General features: G+C 72.6%; 13 protein-coding genes. 4 read left to right on the forward strand and 9 right to left on the reverse strand.

All coding sequences use genetic code 11. The annotated features are described in order from the left end of the window. Positions 1 to 53: 53 nt before the first annotated feature. Together A4W93_RS01385 and A4W93_RS01390 are read right to left on the reverse strand one after the other, a co-directional pair. Entirely contained in the window at positions 54 to 1067 is a 1014-nt protein-coding gene (locus A4W93_RS01385; protein WP_085748906.1) for a hypothetical protein, read from the reverse strand. Then, positions 1067 to 1693 (reverse strand): sigma-70 family RNA polymerase sigma factor, encoded by a 627-nt coding sequence (locus tag A4W93_RS01390; RefSeq protein WP_085748907.1) that lies wholly within the window; start codon positions 1691 to 1693, stop codon positions 1067 to 1069. Before A4W93_RS01390 ends, A4W93_RS01385 begins: the two co-directional genes overlap by 1 nt. A 143-nt stretch (positions 1694 to 1836) precedes the next feature. On the opposite strand from A4W93_RS01390, the gene A4W93_RS01395 reads away from it, so the two are divergent. Continuing rightward, on the forward strand, positions 1837 to 3291 hold the full coding sequence (locus tag A4W93_RS01395; RefSeq protein ID WP_085748908.1) for a vWA domain-containing protein: 1455 nt from the start codon (positions 1837 to 1839) through the stop codon (positions 3289 to 3291). Between the two features lie 34 nt (positions 3292 to 3325). Beyond that, entirely contained in the window at positions 3326 to 4219 is an 894-nt protein-coding gene (locus A4W93_RS01400; protein ID WP_085748909.1) for a MipA/OmpV family protein, read from the forward strand. A gap of 7 nt (positions 4220 to 4226) precedes the next feature. Here the strand turns inward: A4W93_RS01400 and A4W93_RS01405 are convergent, their stop codons facing one another. Both A4W93_RS01405 and A4W93_RS01410 read right to left on the reverse strand, forming a co-directional pair. Further along, complete coding sequence (locus A4W93_RS01405) at positions 4227 to 4652, reverse strand: hypothetical protein (RefSeq protein ID WP_085748910.1); 426 nt, start codon at positions 4650 to 4652, stop codon at positions 4227 to 4229. 143 nt (positions 4653 to 4795) lie between these two features. Then, entirely contained in the window at positions 4796 to 6223 is a 1428-nt protein-coding gene (locus tag A4W93_RS01410) for an alpha/beta fold hydrolase (RefSeq protein WP_085748911.1), read from the reverse strand. A gap of 94 nt (positions 6224 to 6317) precedes the next feature. Between A4W93_RS01410 and A4W93_RS01415 the strand changes: the two genes are divergently transcribed. Further along, complete coding sequence (locus tag A4W93_RS01415) at positions 6318 to 9959, forward strand: hypothetical protein (RefSeq protein ID WP_085748912.1); 3642 nt, start codon at positions 6318 to 6320, stop codon at positions 9957 to 9959. A 10-nt stretch (positions 9960 to 9969) separates the two neighbouring features. On the opposite strand, the gene A4W93_RS01420 is transcribed toward A4W93_RS01415, so the two are convergent. The 5 genes from A4W93_RS01420 to A4W93_RS01440 form a co-directional block, all read right to left on the reverse strand. Next, a complete protein-coding gene (locus tag A4W93_RS01420) occupies positions 9970 to 10437 on the reverse strand; it encodes a response regulator transcription factor (protein ID WP_085748913.1) in 468 nt (155 codons plus the stop codon). Between the two features lie 100 nt (positions 10438 to 10537). Next, positions 10538 to 10834, reverse strand: a complete 297-nt coding sequence (locus A4W93_RS01425) for a hypothetical protein (RefSeq protein ID WP_085748914.1) — start codon at positions 10832 to 10834, stop codon at positions 10538 to 10540. Between the two features lie 137 nt (positions 10835 to 10971). Then, complete coding sequence (recQ, locus tag A4W93_RS01430) at positions 10972 to 12858, reverse strand: DNA helicase RecQ (protein WP_085748915.1); 1887 nt, start codon at positions 12856 to 12858, stop codon at positions 10972 to 10974. A gap of 92 nt (positions 12859 to 12950) precedes the next feature. Continuing rightward, a complete protein-coding gene (locus tag A4W93_RS01435) occupies positions 12951 to 14108 on the reverse strand; it encodes a pectinesterase family protein (RefSeq protein ID WP_085748916.1) in 1158 nt (385 codons plus the stop codon). A 128-nt stretch (positions 14109 to 14236) separates the two neighbouring features. Beyond that, positions 14237 to 14854, reverse strand: coding sequence for a DUF502 domain-containing protein (locus A4W93_RS01440; protein WP_085748917.1), 618 nt, complete (start codon positions 14852 to 14854; stop codon positions 14237 to 14239). Positions 14855 to 15083: 229 nt separating this feature from the next. Between A4W93_RS01440 and ssb the strand changes: the two genes are divergently transcribed. After that, on the forward strand, positions 15084 to 15584 hold the full coding sequence (gene ssb / locus A4W93_RS01445; RefSeq protein WP_085748918.1) for a single-stranded DNA-binding protein: 501 nt from the start codon (positions 15084 to 15086) through the stop codon (positions 15582 to 15584). The last annotated feature ends 72 nt before the right edge of the window (positions 15585 to 15656 follow it).

A 15656-nucleotide genomic window follows, 5' to 3' on the forward strand; every position in this document is an offset into this window, starting at 1 on the left:
AACGGAAGATGATAGCGAGGCCCCCTGCCAACGCGCGTCAGCAGGGGCACCGTTCAGGGGAGCGTCTCGAGGGCTTCCAGCAACCGGCGTGCCGCGGGCGCCCCCACCGGGGCCTGCCACGTGCCGCCGGGCGAGAACCAGAACACCGCCTGGTCGGTCACCACCCAGCGGTGCGCGGGCTGGCCGTCGAGCAGCAGCTGCAATTCGGCGGCGCCGGTGCGGGGGCCGGAGGCGGCGGTCCAGCCTGAACCGGCGGAGGCGTCGAGCAGGGCGAGCCAGTCCGACACCGGTGTGCCCGCCGGCTGGGCCATGCCGCTCTGGCGCTGCCAGGTCCAGCGGTCCGGCGTGGCGGCGAGGGCGGCGCGCACGTCGGCCAGGCGCGCCGGGGTGGGCGCGAAGGCCGCACCGGCGGACGCCTCCGCCTGGCGGCGCAGCGCGCCGCTCGGGGCCATCGACTTGCGCTGGCTGTCGGCCCGGGCGGATTCGGCGGCCGCTGCGCGGCGTTCCGCCGGGGCCTCGGCGGCGGGTGGGGGCGGGGCGGCTGCCACTGCCGGCGCGGGTGCGGGCGGCGGTGCGGGGAGGGGGACCGCCGTCGTCTCCAGCATGGGCGGTTCCGACCGTGCCGCGGTGTCGGCGGCCGGGGCGGGTTTCATCACGGGCGGCGCCACCTCGCGGGCCTTGGGCGCGGGCGGCCGGGCCGGCGCGGGCTTCGCAGGAGGCGGCTCCGCGACCGGCGCAGGGGCCGGGGCGGCCGGCACCACGGGCGCCTCGGCGGCGGGTGCCCGTGCCGCGGGCGGGGTCGAGGCGGGCATCGGCGGCAGCGGCTCGTCGTGCCACAGCAGCCCCGCCACGGTGACCATCGCCACGCTCGCGAACCCGGCGGCCACCTGCGGCCGCACGATCCAGGCCGACAGCCGCGACCACCACGGCACGGCGGCCGGTGCCGGCCCCGGCGACCGCGATGCGCGCAGGATCGTCTCGCGCAGCGCCGGCGGCACGGGGGTGTCGGGCGCGTGGTCGAGCGCCTTCTTGAGCCAGCCGTCGCGGGGTTCGTCGGTGCTGTGCATCACGGCTCCGAGGTCTGCAGCGGCGCGAGGTGCGCGCCCATGCACGTGCGCAGCTTGGCCATCGCGTAGCGCAGCCGGGTCTTCGCGGTCTCGAATCCCACCTCCAGCGCGCGGGCGACGTCCGCCAGCGGCAGCTCGTCGTCGTGGTGCAGCAGGAACGCGCTGCGCTGCGCGAGGGGCAGCTGTTCGAGGCAGTGCAGCAGGCGTTCACCGGCCTTGCGCCAGAAGGCGATGTCCTCCGTGTGGGGCGCGGGCCAGCGGGCCCAGGCCGAGCCGGCCTCGGCGTCGGGCTCCCACGGTGCATCGCCGTCGTCGACGGGCGTGACCTCGCGGCCGCTGCGCCGCCACACGTCGATCACGCGGTGGTGGGCGAGCGTGAAGAGCCACGTGCGGAAGCTCGCGCCCTGCGGCATCCAGCCCTTGCGGGCGTTCACCACCCGCATCCACGTGTCCTGGAACACCTCGTCTGCCTGCGCGGCCAGCGCCGGGCCGAGCAGCCGCCGCACGAAGCGGTACAGCCCGGCTTCGTGGCGCGTGTACAGGCGCTCGAAGGCGGTGTCGTCGCCGTTGGCGTAGGCGGCCATCAGCAGGTCATCCGGTTCGTCGTCGGGGCGGGCGGTGGGCATCGGTCGAGAGTCTGCCTCATGACGGGGTGATACGTCCGGCGGTGGCGAACGGGGTGATCGGCGGGTGCGAAAAAAAGTTCACCCCGTCCGGCGGCGTGGTGCGTGTCAGTGGAGGCATTCCATCGCGTCCACTGGAGAAGACCATGACCCCGTTCGCCCATTTCGTCCGCCGGCTGCGTGTGCCGGCCGCCCTGTCCGCCCTTGCGCTCGCCCTCGGCGCCCAGGCGCTGTCGCCCCAGCCCTGGCCTCCGTCCTGGAACGACACGCCCGCGGATGGCACCGACTTCTCGCCGGTGCGGTTCACCGCGCCGCAGGCGGCCGACTGCCATCGCCTGCCCGCGGTGCGCGAGGTGCCGGGACCCCAGGCCGAATCGCAGGGGCGGCTGCGGCGTGAGGCCCCGATGCTCGAGCCCGCCGGCGCGTCCCGCGCGCGGGAGTCGGCCGCCGCGGCCGACGAGGCCCGGGCCGTGAGCAAGTCCGCCGCGGCGGCACCGGCCTTCGCACCGCCGCCTTCCCCCGCGCCCAAGCCCCGTCCGCAACAGGAGCCCGCGGTCACCGTCACCGCCGGCGTGGTGGACGACAACGCCGACTTCGGCGAGTACCTCGCGTACCGGCAGCGGCGTGCCCAGGGCGTCACCGTGCGCGACCGCGACGTCAGCGAGCGGTATCCGCTGGAGGTGGTGGACGCCGACGGCCGCCCGGTGCACGACGCCGAGGTCGCGGTGCAACGCCCCGGCGTCGCCGAGCCCGTGGCCTGGGCCCGCACGGACACCGCGGGCCGCGTGTGGCTGCACCCGCGCGCGTTCCTGCCGGGCGACGGCAACGCCGACCGCGTGCTGGGCATCGCCGTGCGCAAGCAGGGCGCGATGGGCCGCGCGACGCTGACCCGCGGCCAGGCCCATGCGGTGCAGGTGCGCCTCGACCGCGCGGCGCCCGTGGCCCGGCCGCGCCTCGACCTCGTCTTCCTCGTCGACGCGACCGGCTCGATGGGCGACGAGATCGCGAAGCTGAAGTCCTCGATGCTCGCGATGTCGCAACAGATCGGCAAGCTGCCCGGCCAGCCCGACATCTGCTACGGCCTCGTCGCCTACCGCGACAAGGGCGACGCCTTCCTCACACGCACGGCCGACTTCACCGACAACCTCGGCGCCTTCCAGTCGGCCCTCGGCCGCGTGCAGGCCGGGGGTGGCGGCGACACGCCCGAGGCGCTGAACGAGGCCCTGGCCGAGACCGTGCACGGCCTCGCGTGGCGCCGCGACGCGGTGCGCCTCGTCGTGCTCGTGGCCGACGCCCCGCCCCACCTCGACTACGGCGGCCCGCAGTACGACCGCGACATGCAGGCCGCGCTCGCGAAGGGCATCAAGCTGTTCCCGGTGGGTGCGAGCGGCCTCGACCCGTCCGGCGAATACGTGTTCCGGCAGCTGGCGCAGTACACCGCCGGCCGCTTCGTGTTCCTGACGTACCGCGACGGCGCCGACCCGTCGAGCGGCCCGGGGTCGGAGACCGTGCACGACGTGCGCCAGTACTCGGTGCAGACGCTCGACCGGCTCGTGGTGCGGCTCGTCCGCGAAGAACTGGCGAAACTCCGCCGGACCTGACTGAAGGCCGCGGGGGATCGGGTATGGTCGCGCGATGCCGAAAACCGCCGTCCTCCTCGCCCGCTCCGCCGCCCTCGCGGGCGTGCTGTTCTCCAGCGCCCCCGCATGGGCCCAGGCCACCGTGCCGGCCGAGACCCCCGTGACTTCGGAGGACGCGCCCCCGGCCGTTCCGCCCGAAGGGCGCCCGTTGTGGGAGGCCGGGGTCGCGGTGCTCGGTGCCAACGGGCCCGACTACCCGGCGGCCGGCACGCGGCGCACCCGCGGCATCGTGGCCCCCATCGTGATCTACCGCGGCGCGTGGCTCAAGTCCGACGACGACGGCGTGCGCAGCGAGGTGCTCAAGCAGGGCAACCTGCAGATCGACCTGTCGGCCTCGGCGGGCTTCAACGCGCGCTCCAACGGCGCCCGCCAGGGCATGCCCGACCTCGACTACATGCTGCAGCTCGGCCCTCAGGCGGTGTACCGCGTGCCGCTCGACGGCGGCCAGCAGGTCAGCGCGCACCTGAAGGCGCGGGGTGTGGTGTCGACCGACTGGCACAGCGTGAACAGCCGGGGCTGGGTCGTCGAGCAGGAGTTCCGCTGGGTGCGCCGCGGCTGGCCCGACGCGGCGAGCCAGGTGATCGCCGGCGCGCAGTTCTTCTGGGCGAGCGAGAAGCTGCACGACTATTTCTACCAGGTGGACCCGACGCAGGCCACCGCGGTGCGGCCCGCGTACGACGCGCGGTCGGGCTACTTCGGCAGCGCGGTGCGTGCGGGGTACTCGCGGCGCCTCTCGCCCACGCTCACGGCCACGGCGGGCCTCACGGTCAACCTGTACGGCGGCGCGGCCAACCGCGACAGCCCGTTGTTCCAGAAATCCACGAACACGAACCTGCTGGTGGCGCTGGTCTGGGTGCCGCTCAAGAGCAGCACGCTCGTCTCGCCCTGACGATCGATCACATCTCCACGGCGATGTGCAGCACGTGCGAGCCGATGCGCTTCTCGATGCGGGGAATGAAGGCGAGCCGGGCGGTGACCCCGTGCACGGTGAACAGGCCCATCGACGGCACCAGCAGCAGCTGCGCGCCGTGCGTGTAGCCGGTGACGGCGCCCGTCGTCAGGTCGAAGCGGCCGTACTGCCAGGTGTAGCCGGCGTAGACGCTGGTCCGGCGCACCGAGTTGCGGTAGATGCCGGCCACCGGCCCCTCGGCCAGGCGGTAGTAGATGCCGGGGTTGATGTTGTTGTAGTCGTCCGCCGGCAGGTGCTGGCTGAACAGGTGGAAGCCGAGGGTGTCCTTCGGCGTGTCGCCGTCGGCGCCCCACGCGGTGGCACAGCACACGGCCGACAGGAGGACCAGCAGACGACGAACGAGATGACGCATGAACCACGACCCGCAACACACTTGTCTCCGGTCATCGGCCGAATGGCCGGCGGGGCAAGGGTCAGGGTGTACCCGAGTGCGTCCGGCGTGCGGAAGCGCACGGCACTAGTTCGCGGAGGCCGTTTTCTGTCGCGGGATGGACACTACGGTCGGGTCGACGGCGCGCCGGGCCAGACCCGGTGGACCTTGCCGCGGAGCTCCGGGGCGTCCATCTCGCTGATCGAGAAGTAGATCCAGCTGGTGTTCACCACCTCCACCGCGCGCTGCTCCGCCGTGATGCGGGCGCCGGCGAGGTCGAGGGTGCTGCCGTCGGTGCGCAGGCCCACCCGGCCGCTGACGTTCACGTTGGTGGCGGTCACGTGGCTGCGGCGCGCATCGACGGCCACACCGTCGGCGACGATCGCGACGTTGTCGAGCAGCACCGACGAGTTGTTCAGCACCAGGCCGTCGAGGTGGGCGTCGCGGATCACCACGTCCTGGCAGTTCCGCAGTTCGACGAGGCCCAGGCGGCCGGTGTAGCGTGCGCCGAGGCGGGCGTCGCACTGGGCCCCGCCCTGGAACGTGTCGATGGCCGGCACGGCCGCGTCGCGCGGTTCCACCGGGCCGGTGAGGGCCTGCATCAGCAGCGGCTCGAAGGCGTCGGGCCGCTGGGTCATCGGTGCGTGGCCGGTGTCGGGGATGACTTCCAGCCGGGCCTGCGGCATCCGCGCCGCGAGCAGGCGGCCGGTGCGCAGGGGCGCGACCGGATCGTCGCGGCCCCAGATCAGCGTGGTGGGCGCGCGCACGTTGAACACCGCCTCGCTGAAGTCGTGCTGCACGAGCCCCACCGCGGCGTCGACCTGGGTGTAGGGGCCGAGCAGCGCGTTGCGCACCGCCGGGTTGCGCTCCAGCCAGCGGGATGGGTCCATGCGGTCGTCGACGCGGCCGGCCACCGAGCGGCTCAGGCCGTTGAAGCCCGCGTCCATGCGGCGCATCAGGCGGTCCACCGGCGTGAAGCCCACCTCAGGGATCGCGAGGCGCGGCGGCATCGCATACAGGTTCATCAGCAGGATGCCGGCGGCGTCCACCAGCACGAGCCGGTCGACCCGTGCGGCATGCCGGTGCGCGAAGTTCAGGGTGACCGCGCCGCCGAGCGAGTGGCCCACGACGTGGGCGCGCCCGCCGCGCGCGAAGCGCGAGACCACCTCGTCCAGCACACGGTCGAGGCCGGCGAAGGAATAGCCGTCGGGCAGGGCTTCGGACGCGCCGAAGCCGGGCAGGTCGATCGCGAGCACGTGGAACTGGCGCGACAGCGGGCCGATCACGTTGCGCCAGTCGCGGTGGGCCATGTGGCCGAGGCCGTGCACGAGCAGCACGGTGGTGTCGTGCTGGCGGCCGGTCTCGCCCATCCACAGCGAGCGGCCGTTGGCCTCCAGCGTGACGCACTCGTAGAGCAGCTCGGGCAGCCGCGCCGGCACGCCGGCGGGGCGTTCGGCCGGAGGCTGGCGGTCGGTACAGGCCGCGGCGGCCGGAGCGGCGAGGGCGGCCCCGAGGGCGAGCGGGAGCAGGGCGCGGAACAGGTGGCGGAGCATCGGGGCGCATTGTGCCTCGGGCCGTGTCCGACATCGGGGGGATGACAGGCGCCCGGCGCCTGCCTACAGTGGCCGCACCACCCGCCGCCGTGCCATGAACGCCGTCGACCCTTCCCCTCGCACCGCCTCCGGCGCCGACACCCCGGAGGCCCTCTTCGCCGAGGAACGGGTGGCCCTGCAGGCGCGCCGCGAAGCCGCCCTCGACACCGCCCCCGGCCAGGCGAACGGCACCCAGCAGGCCGAGCTGAAGCTGCCGCGCGTGGGGCTCGCGTTGTCGGGTGGCGGGGTGCGCAGTGCCACGTTCGCGCTGGGCCTCGTGCGCGGCCTCGCGCAGGGCCGGCGCAGCCCGACGGCGGGGCCGCCCGATCCGTCGCGCCGCACGCTGTCCTCCGACGGTCTGCTCGGGCGCATCGACTACCTCTCCACCGTCTCCGGCGGCGGCTACGTCGGCGCCATGTTCGGCCGCCTCGTCGACACGTACGGCCTCGCCGCGGCCCAGGCGCTGATGACCCGCAGCGATTCGCCCGTGCTGCACTGGCTGCGGCGCTACGGCCGTTACCTGTCGCCGTCGGGGTCGCGCGACATCGGCATCGCGGTCGTCACGTACCTGCGCGCGTGGATCGCCATCCACACCGAGTTCATGTTCGCGTGCATGCTGCTGGGCCTCGTCGTGGTGGCGCCGCACCTGCTCCAGCACAGCACGCAGGCCCTCGACGCGAACGGCTGGTCGCGCTGGGTCACGCCGTGGTGGCCGCTGGCGACGGCGCTGTGGTCGCTGACCGCGCCCGGGCTCATCACCGGCTACTGGGCCGCGCGCGACGACCCCAACCCCGACGCCCGCGGCCACGGCCCCGCGTGGCGCGACCTGCTGCTGCTGGCGGTGATGGCCGCGCTCGCCCTCGTGTTGCTGGGCCACCTGTGGAACGGGCGGTTGATCGTGCTGCACCGGGACGCGCTCAACTGGCCCACGGTGATCGCCTTCGGGCTGGCGTCGGGTGTGGTGGGCCAGGCCCTCGTGCAGGGCTGGATGGCGGTGGGCCGTGAACCGCACGCGCTGCTGGTCGCGCGGGTGCGCAACCGGCTGACGCGGGCGCTGCGGGTCGCCACGCTCGTGTCGCTCGGCATCGCCGGGCTCGGGCTGCTCGACGCGGCGAGCTGGTGGGTGCTGGAGGAACTGCAGTCCGGCAACGACTGGCTGTGGGGTGGCTTCGGCCTGGGCAGCGCCGCGGTCGTGGTGCTGCGCACGATGGTGCAGCCGCTGCAGCGCATGGCCTCGGAGGCCGGGGCACACGCGCGCGACCTGCTGCCGCGCCTGATCGACCTCGCGAGCCTGCTGGGCCTGCTGGTGCTGACCACCGTGTGGCTCGTGGTGATGCAGTGGTTCGTGTTCGCGCCCGAGACGTTCGCGATGTTCCGCAACTGGCCGGCCGCGATGCGCGCCGCGCTGGTGGCCGTGGCCTGGGCCGGCTGGGTGCTGCTCACCGCGTGCAACGCCCAGATGGCCAACACGTCGTCGCTGCACAGCTTCTACCGCGCGCGGCTCGCGCGGGCCTACCTCGCCGTGGGCAACCGCCGCCGCGCGCTCGACGGCAGCTCGCCGCAGGGCCGCGGCGACGTCACGGTCGTGGTCGACGGCGACGACACCGCGCTCGACGACTACCGACCGGAAGCGAAGGGCGGTCCCATCCACCTCGTCAACACGTGCCTGAACCAGACCCGCGACGACCGCAGCGGCCTCTACAACGCCGACCGCAAGGGCACGGGCGTGACGGCCACCTGGCGCGGCCTGGAACTCGGCCCCTCGGAGTTCGTGCCGTTCCGGCCCGGGCACGACATCGGCACGCTCGGCCGCTGGGTGGCGGTGTCGGGCGCGGCGGCGTCGCCCGGGGCCGGGTCGTACACGTCACGCGGGCTCGCGCTGCTCGTGTACTTCCTCGGCGTGCGGCTGGGGCACTGGGTGCGTGCGCCGCAGGAGCGCGTGCAGCTGCGATGGCTCAGCCGGCTCGGCTGGCGCCACCTGCCGAAGCCGCTGATGCTCGCGAGCGAGGCATCGGCCACGTTCTACGGCGTCGAGCGGCCGTGGTGGTACCTGTCGGATGGCGGGCACTTCGAGAACACCGGCGTGTACCCGCTGATCAAGCGCGAGCTCGACTTCATCATCCTGTCGGATGCCAGCTGCGACGCCGCGTACGCCTTCGGCGACATCGAGAACCTCGTGCGCAAGGCCCGCATCGACTTCGGCGCCGAGATCGACTTCTACACGCGCGAGGAAGCGGCGCGCCTGTTCACGCTGGCCGGCGCCGACCTGACGGTGGTCTCGCCCGAGGACATGGCCGACAACCACTCGTGTCGTGGCGTGCTGCTCGCGCGCATCCGCTACCGCGAGCGGCCGGGGCCCGACGGCCTGCCGTTCCGGCCCGAGGGCACGCTGCTCGTCGTGAAGCCCAACCTGCACGACGCGCTCGACGTCGACCTGCTCGCCTACGCGCAGCAGCATCCCACCTTCCCGCACGAGAGCACGGGCGACCAGTCGTTCGACGAGGCCCAGTGGGAGAGCTACCACCGCCTCGGCGAGGACTTCGGCCGCGCGATGCACGACACCTGGCTCGCGCAACTGCCCGGCTGGCGCGCGCCGGCACGCCACGGCATGCGCGTGGCCGCGCGGCTGAGCGGGGTCGAGCCGGCGGCGGGGACGCGGTCCGAACCGCTGTGGCGGCGCAGCGCGCGGGCCGCGGCGCTCGGCACCACGCTGGGCATCGGCGCCTCGGGCACGCTGCTGCTGTCGGTGTGGCAGGTGCAGGAGGCCTTCGTGCGCAACCGCGCCGACCAGCAGGCCGAGGCACGGCAGCTGTTCGGCGAAGTGTCGAAGGGCCTGCAGGCCATCGATGCAGCCTGCCCCGTGGTGCCCGAGGTGCTGGTGTCGCAGGTGTCGCTGCTGCTCGACCTGCGCGGCAGCCCGGCGATGCGGCCGCTGGAGCGGGCGGGCCTCGAGCGCCTCACCGCGCGGCTCGCCGACCAGTGCGTGCGGCCGCTCACCCCGGGGCCCACGTGTGCCACGGCCCCGGGCGGCACGTTCACCGACCTCTGCTCGCTGGTGCTGAAGCCCGCCACCGAAAACACCGCGCTGAACTACTGGCACCCGGGCATCTCGCCGGCCGAGCAGTCGCGCGCGGCCGGGCAGGTGCTCGGCAACGTGGTCGCGGCCTGGTCGATGTCCACGGGCGAGGTGGCTCCGGCGGCGGTGACCCGGCCCGGCTTGCCGGCGCGTCCGGAACCCCCGACCCCCGCGGGCGATCCCGCGGTGCCCCCGCCACCACCGGCGGCGTCGGGGCCGATGACACTCGCCGCCGCGTGCCAGCGGGCCTCGGGCTACACCACGCTCTACATCCAGGTGTACGACGAATCGAGCCGCGTCGCCGCCTCGTCGGTGGCGCGTGCGCTGCGACGCGCGTCGGCGGGGTCGATGCAGATCGCCCCCATCGAGAACGTCTCGCGCACGGCGGAGTTGCGCCAGCAGCGGCGCCCCGCGCCATGGGCGCAGGCGACCTTCGTGCTGCACGATCCCGCGAGCCGCGCCTGTGCCGCGGCGATGGCGGCCCATGTGCGGGCGCCGTGGGTGGTGGGCAGCGACCCGGGGCAGGTGTGGATCCGCGACCTGCCGGCGACGTTGCCGACGCGGCGGGCCGGGGTGATCGAGCTGTGGCTGCCGCCGGTGGCGGTGGCGCCGTCGCCCTGAACGTGCCGGTTCAGTCGAGCGCGGCTTCGAGGCTGTTGCGCGCGTCGCCGAGGGCGTCGAGGCCGGCCAGCCGCTTGCAGTACAGCAGCAGCGCCTCGATCTCGTTGCTCTTGTCGAACAACGCGTCGGCGCCCAGTTCCAGGCACTTGCGGCGCATGTCGGGCGTGGAGTGGTTGGTCAGCACGATCCAGTGGCCGGTGGCGGCGACCTGGTGGCGCGCGGCCAGCACGCCGAGGCCGGAGCCGTCCTTCAGGAAGATGTCGACGATGACGAGGTCGGCCGTCGCGGCGCCATCGCGCAGGGCGGCGATGGCTTCGGTTTCGCTGGAGGCGGAGCCCATCACGGTGAGCGGCAGCGTCTCGTGCATCAGCGCGAGCAGGTTGTCGCGGATGATCGTGCTGTCTTCCACCAGGTAGACGGTCAACGGATCGGCGGCGCCGCCGCGGGGGAACGGCGGGGAGGTCGGTTCGGTGGTCATGGCGTGGCCCGGTGGATGGGAGGAGGGTTTCCCCCAATGATGCCCGCCGGCGGAAAGGCCCTGGGCGCCGGCGGGATTGAGGCGCTGTGTCAGCGCCGTTTCAGTAGCGCGAGCGGCCCATCCACGACAGCAAAGCGGCGAGCGCGGCGCCGGTCGCGGCGGCGATCAGCAGCGACTTCATCGGCTGCTCCTCGATGTAGTGCTTGCCGGCGTCGGCCTTCGAGGAGACCTTCTCCATCAGCGGGCCGGCACGGCCGCGCAGCGACTCCACCCCGCCCGACAGCTTGTCGAAGGCCTTGTTGGTGGCGTACTGGGTGGAATGGATGGCGGAGTCGGCCGACAGTGCGAGGCGGTCGGCCAGGTTCGACTTGGAGTTTTGCATCGAGGTGGCAGTCATGGCGGATCCTTTCTTTGCCGTTTTTGGCGTCGCGCCCTGTGTGCGATGCCGAGCGGCCAGTCTGGACCTCGACGCTGGCGTTGGGAAGGGGCCGATCCACCAAAGCGGTGTCGGACGAGTCCGACCGATGTGGCCGGTCAGCCGCCGAGGACGCGGAGGATCTCGCTGCCGTAGGCCTCGAGCTTCTTGACGCCCACGCCGCTGATCTCGGCCAGCTCGTCGAGCGACGACGGCGCGACCCGCGCCATCTCGGCCAGCGTGGCGTCGTTGAAGACGATGTACGCCGGCAGGTTGTGCTCCTTCGCCACGGCCCCGCGCCACGCCTTGAGGGCATTGAAACGTGCGGTGCCGTCGGCGTCCATGGGGATCGGCGGCGGGCGTTCCTTGCCGCGGCCGGTGGCGCCCCGCGAGCCCTTCGAGCGCCCCTTCGTCTCGCTGGGCACGCGCAGCAGCAGCTGCACCTCGCCGCGCAGCACGTCGCGGGCGCTCGCGGTGAGTTCGAGCGTGTTCCACTCGCCCTCGGTGCGCACGTGGCCCAGCGCGATCAGCTGGCGCAGCACGGCGCGCCATTGCGTCTCGGACAGGTCGGCGCCGATGCCGAACGTGGAGAGGCCCTCGTGGCGGTACTGCGTGACTTTGTCGGTGACCTTGCCACGCAGCACGTCGATCAGGTGGCCCGCGCCGAAACGCTGGCCGTTGTTCTGGTGGAAGCGGTAGATGCAGCTGAGCGCCTTGCGCGAGGCCTCGGTGGCGTCCCACGTGGCGGGCGGGCTCAGGCAGTTGTCGCAGTTGCCGCACGGGCTGCTCGCTTCGCCGAAGTAGTCGAGCAGGCGCACGCGGCGGCAGTCGTGGGCTTCGGCCAGGGCCAGCAGCGCGTCGAGTTTGGCCCGCTGGCCGCGCTTGAACTCTTCGCCGGCCGGGCTTTCATCGATCATGCGGCGCTGGTTGACGACGTCGGCCAGGCCGTAGGTCATCCACGCGTCGGCCGGTGCCCCGTCGCGGCCACCCCGGCCTGTCTCCTGGTAGTAGCCCTCGATGTTCTTCGGCAGGTCGAGGTGGGCGACGAAGCGCACGTCGGGCTTGTCGATGCCCATGCCGAAGGCCACGGTGGCCACCATCACGATGCCGTCCTCGCGGAGGAAGCGGTCCTGGTTGCGCTTGCGCACCGAGGCGTCGAGGCCGGCGTGGTACGGCAGCGCGTTGAGGCCCTCGCTCACCAGCCAGTCGGCGGTTTCGTCGACCTTCTTGCGCGACTGGCAATAGACGATGCCGGCGTCGCCCTCGTGTTCGTCGCCGATGAAGCGCAGCAGCTGGGTGCGCGCGTTGTCCTTCTCGACGATGGCGTAGCGGATGTTCGGGCGGTCGAAGCTGCTGATGAAGACGCGGGCGTCCTGCAGCTGCAGGCGCTCGATCATGTCGGCACGCGTGAGTTCGTCGGCCGTGGCGGTGAGCGCGATGCGCGGCACGTTCGGGTAGCGCTCGTGCAGCACGTCCAGCGAGAGGTAGTCTTCGCGGAAGTCGTGGCCCCACTGGCTCACGCAGTGGGCTTCGTCGATGGCGAACAGGCTCAGCAGGCCGCGTTCATACAGCGAGTCGAGCTGGGCGAGGAACCGCGGCGTGGCGATGCGCTCCGGCGCGGCGTACAGCATCACGAGGCGGCCGCTCATCATCTCGCGCTCGATGCGCATGGCGTCCTCGCCGGTGAGCGACGAGTTGAGGAACGACGCGTGCACGCCGGCTTCCTCGAGCGCGCCCACCTGGTCGTGCATCAGGGCGATCAGCGGGCTCACCACCAGCGCCACGCCCTGGCCCGCGCGGTGCCGCGCGATGGCGGGCACCTGGTAGCAGAGGCTCTTGCCGCCGCCAGTGGGCATCAGCACCAGGGCATCGCCGCCGGCGGTGACGTGGTCGACGATGTCCGCCTGCTGGCCGCGGAACGCCGCGTAGCCGAACACCTCGTGGAGGATGTGGGACGGCACGGCGGACGAGGGGGAAGCGGAGGCGAGGACGGGTTCAGCGGACATGGCGGATCGGGGTGCGGCAGGCGGGTGCCGGAACGCATCGTACCTCCCGCCGCCGGCCCGACCCGCCGGAACCGGCCCCGAAAGGGCGTGGGCTACGACCCGGCGCCGGTGTTCAGGTACTCCCGGAACCGGTTGCCCGACGGGCTGAACGCCCGGCCGGACGTGGACGCCCCCCAGGGCGCCTGCAGCTTGATGTGCCCGTCCATCGTCGACTGCCGGATCACCGCCTGCCCGTTCGGGGACACGCCCGCGCGGTACATGCCCGTGGAGACCCCCTCGTCCCAGCTGCGGCCGATCGACACGCTGTTGCCCGAAGCGCCGTCGTGGGTGAAGCGGCTGTTCACGAACAGGAAGCCGTAGGTGTTGCCGGCCGCGGTGGCGGGGGCGATGTGGTTGCCGCCGTTGCCCTTGCGGCCCTTCAGGTACTTCACCGTGCAGCCGTCGAACACCGCGGTGCCGCGGCCGAAGATGAAGTCCACGTCGCCCTGCACGAGGCTGTTCTTGAAGTAGGACCGGGCCACCACGTCGTAGCCGCCGCTCGAGACGAACAGCGTGTCCTGGTGGCCGAGGAACCGCACCGAGTCGAAGATCAGCCGGTCGCCGGTCGACATCAGCGCGACGGCCTGCTGGCCCGAGCCGGCGTAGGTGTCTTCCACGTAGTCGTTCGAGAAGGTCAGGTTCTTCGCGTGGAAGTCGTTGGCCGCGACCGTGAACGTGGCGCTGCCGGTGGTGCCGTAGGTGGTGGACCCGGTGTTGGGATTGCACGCGTTGGCGGCGGTGTTCGACGACTTCGGCTTCGGGCCTGCGTTGTTGAAGACGATCACGGCCTTCGTGTTGTCGCTGCCGGTGCCGTACAGCGTGATGGGCGGCTTGCCGCGCGGCACGCACACCGTGGCCCGGTAGGTGCCGGGCTTCACCGCGATGTAGACACGTGCGGAGCCCGATGCCGCGTTGACGGCCGCCTGCACGGTGGCGTGGGTGCCGCTCCCGTCGGCCGCCACGGTGTACGTGGCGCGGAACCCGGCGGTGTCGCCCGCGCCGGCCGTGGGCGACCAGCCGTCGCTCACGAGCGCACCGATCGTGCCCGACCGTTGCAGGTACTTCTCGAGGGTGTAGTTCGCCGCGGTGGTCGACGTCAGCATCGGGCGGCTGGCCGAGACGGTGGCGGCGTGGGCGGCGGCGGCGAGTCCGGCGGCGGCCAGCAGGGCGGCGGCGCGCAGGGTCGCGCCGGTCCGGTGGGACGGTTGCATGGTGTTGTCTCCTCGGTGCGCCGTCCGGCGGCGCGTTGTGGTGGATCGCGCCGGGTCGAGCCGGCGCCGTCCCATTGTGGGAAGGGCGCCCGGGGACACCATCCGGGGAACCCAGGCCGGCTGTTCCGTCAGGGAGATTCCGTCGGCCGCCCTGCCGCGCTTCGGCCCGCCTGCGTGAGCGCCTGCAGGCCCAGCCCGAGCCGGGTGACCGTGTGCAGGGCGGCGGACACGGGAATGTCGAGCGGCGTCACCCGGGAACGCTCCACCAGCAGCACGTTGCCGGCCGCCGGCGTCGGCGCGGCCGGCACGAACACGGTGACCATACCGTCCACCGGATCGGCCTGCTCGACGATGAACCCCAGCACGACGTTGTCGTCGAAGGCCACCAGCGCGGGGATGACCCCGGCGTCGCGCTCCTCGGTCGAGAAGCCCGAGACGATCGACTTGTAGAGCAGGAAGCCCGGGATCTTGCGCAGCACGATGCGTTCGATCCACGCGGAGAGGCGCCGCCCCGTCCCCGACCGGGCGAACGCGCCGATGACCACCAGGCCCAGCACCAGCACGGCCACGGCCAGCAGGTCCACCACGCCCAGCCCGAACCAGCTGGCGTCGGGCAGCAGCCGCTGCGCGGGGGCCAGCAGCTTCGTGATCGCCGCGATCACTTTCTGGAGCAGCACGAACACCACGGCCAGCGGCAGCGCCAGCAGCAAGCCGTCGACGAGGAGGTCGCGAAGGCGGCCGATCATGGGGCCTCCCGGGGGTGTGGCCCGGAGGATCCGGACCGGAGCGGGCAGTCTGGCACCGTCACGGGACGCGGTCCATTGGCCTTTGGTGCCGACCCGAAACGGCGGCCTCGCGAACCCGGTCCGGGTTCCGGCCTGAGCGATAATGCGCCGTCCGGCATCTGGGCTGGCCAGATCAGCCCCCCAGCGCGCTGCCCCTCGTGCGGCGCGCACTTTCAGGATTCAGACACCCATGGCGAGCATCAACAAAGTCATCCTCATCGGCAACCTGGGGCGCGACCCCGAGGTCCGTTACACCGCCAACGGCGCCGCCATCTGCAACGTCACCATCGCCACGTCGCGCAACTGGAAGGACAAGAATTCCGGCGACAAGATGGAAGAGACCGAATGGCACCGTGTGGTCTTCTACGACCGCCTGGCAGAGATCGCCGGCGAATACCTCAAGAAGGGCCGCTCGTGCTACGTCGAAGGCCGCCTGAAGACCCGCAAGTGGCAGGACAAGGACGGCGCCGAGAAGTACACCACCGAAATCATCGCCGACAACCTCCAGCTGCTGGGCGGCCGTGAAGGCGGCGGCGGTGGTGGTGGCGACGAAGGCGGCGGTGGCGGCTACGCTCCGCGCGAACGCAGCGCCCCGGCCCCGCGTCCGTCTGCCGCGCCCCGCCAGGCGCCGGCTCCTGCACCGAAGTCGTCGACCGGGTTCGACGACATGGACGACGACATTCCGTTCTAAGTCCTATCAAGCAGATTATCTGTTGGTAGAGGCCCCTGCTCCTTCGGAGCAGGGGCCTTTTTCTTTACCCAC

Source organism: Piscinibacter gummiphilus (assembly GCF_002116905.1).
Classification (GTDB): Bacteria; Pseudomonadota; Gammaproteobacteria; order Burkholderiales; family Burkholderiaceae_C; genus Rhizobacter; species Rhizobacter gummiphilus.

What these genes read in the sequence shown, in the direction of transcription:
- A4W93_RS01385 (WP_085748906.1), bottom strand. Translation starts at nt 1,067, where the DNA reads ATGCACAGCACCGACGAACCCCGCGACGGCTGGCTCAAGAAGGCGCTC.
- A4W93_RS01390 (WP_085748907.1), bottom strand. Translation starts at nt 1,693, where the DNA reads ATGCCCACCGCCCGCCCCGACGACGAACCGGATGACCTGCTGATGGCC.
- A4W93_RS01395 (WP_085748908.1), top strand. Translation starts at nt 1,837, where the DNA reads ATGACCCCGTTCGCCCATTTCGTCCGCCGGCTGCGTGTGCCGGCCGCC.
- A4W93_RS01400 (WP_085748909.1), top strand. Translation starts at nt 3,326, where the DNA reads ATGCCGAAAACCGCCGTCCTCCTCGCCCGCTCCGCCGCCCTCGCGGGC.
- A4W93_RS01405 (WP_085748910.1), bottom strand. Translation starts at nt 4,652, where the DNA reads ATGCGTCATCTCGTTCGTCGTCTGCTGGTCCTCCTGTCGGCCGTGTGC.
- A4W93_RS01410 (WP_085748911.1), bottom strand. Translation starts at nt 6,223, where the DNA reads ATGCTCCGCCACCTGTTCCGCGCCCTGCTCCCGCTCGCCCTCGGGGCC.
- A4W93_RS01415 (WP_085748912.1), top strand. Translation starts at nt 6,318, where the DNA reads ATGAACGCCGTCGACCCTTCCCCTCGCACCGCCTCCGGCGCCGACACC.
- A4W93_RS01420 (WP_085748913.1), bottom strand. Translation starts at nt 10,437, where the DNA reads ATGACCACCGAACCGACCTCCCCGCCGTTCCCCCGCGGCGGCGCCGCC.
- A4W93_RS01425 (WP_085748914.1), bottom strand. Translation starts at nt 10,834, where the DNA reads ATGACTGCCACCTCGATGCAAAACTCCAAGTCGAACCTGGCCGACCGC.
- recQ (WP_085748915.1), bottom strand. Translation starts at nt 12,858, where the DNA reads ATGTCCGCTGAACCCGTCCTCGCCTCCGCTTCCCCCTCGTCCGCCGTG.
- A4W93_RS01435 (WP_085748916.1), bottom strand. Translation starts at nt 14,108, where the DNA reads ATGCAACCGTCCCACCGGACCGGCGCGACCCTGCGCGCCGCCGCCCTG.
- A4W93_RS01440 (WP_085748917.1), bottom strand. Translation starts at nt 14,854, where the DNA reads ATGATCGGCCGCCTTCGCGACCTCCTCGTCGACGGCTTGCTGCTGGCG.
- ssb (WP_085748918.1), top strand. Translation starts at nt 15,084, where the DNA reads ATGGCGAGCATCAACAAAGTCATCCTCATCGGCAACCTGGGGCGCGAC.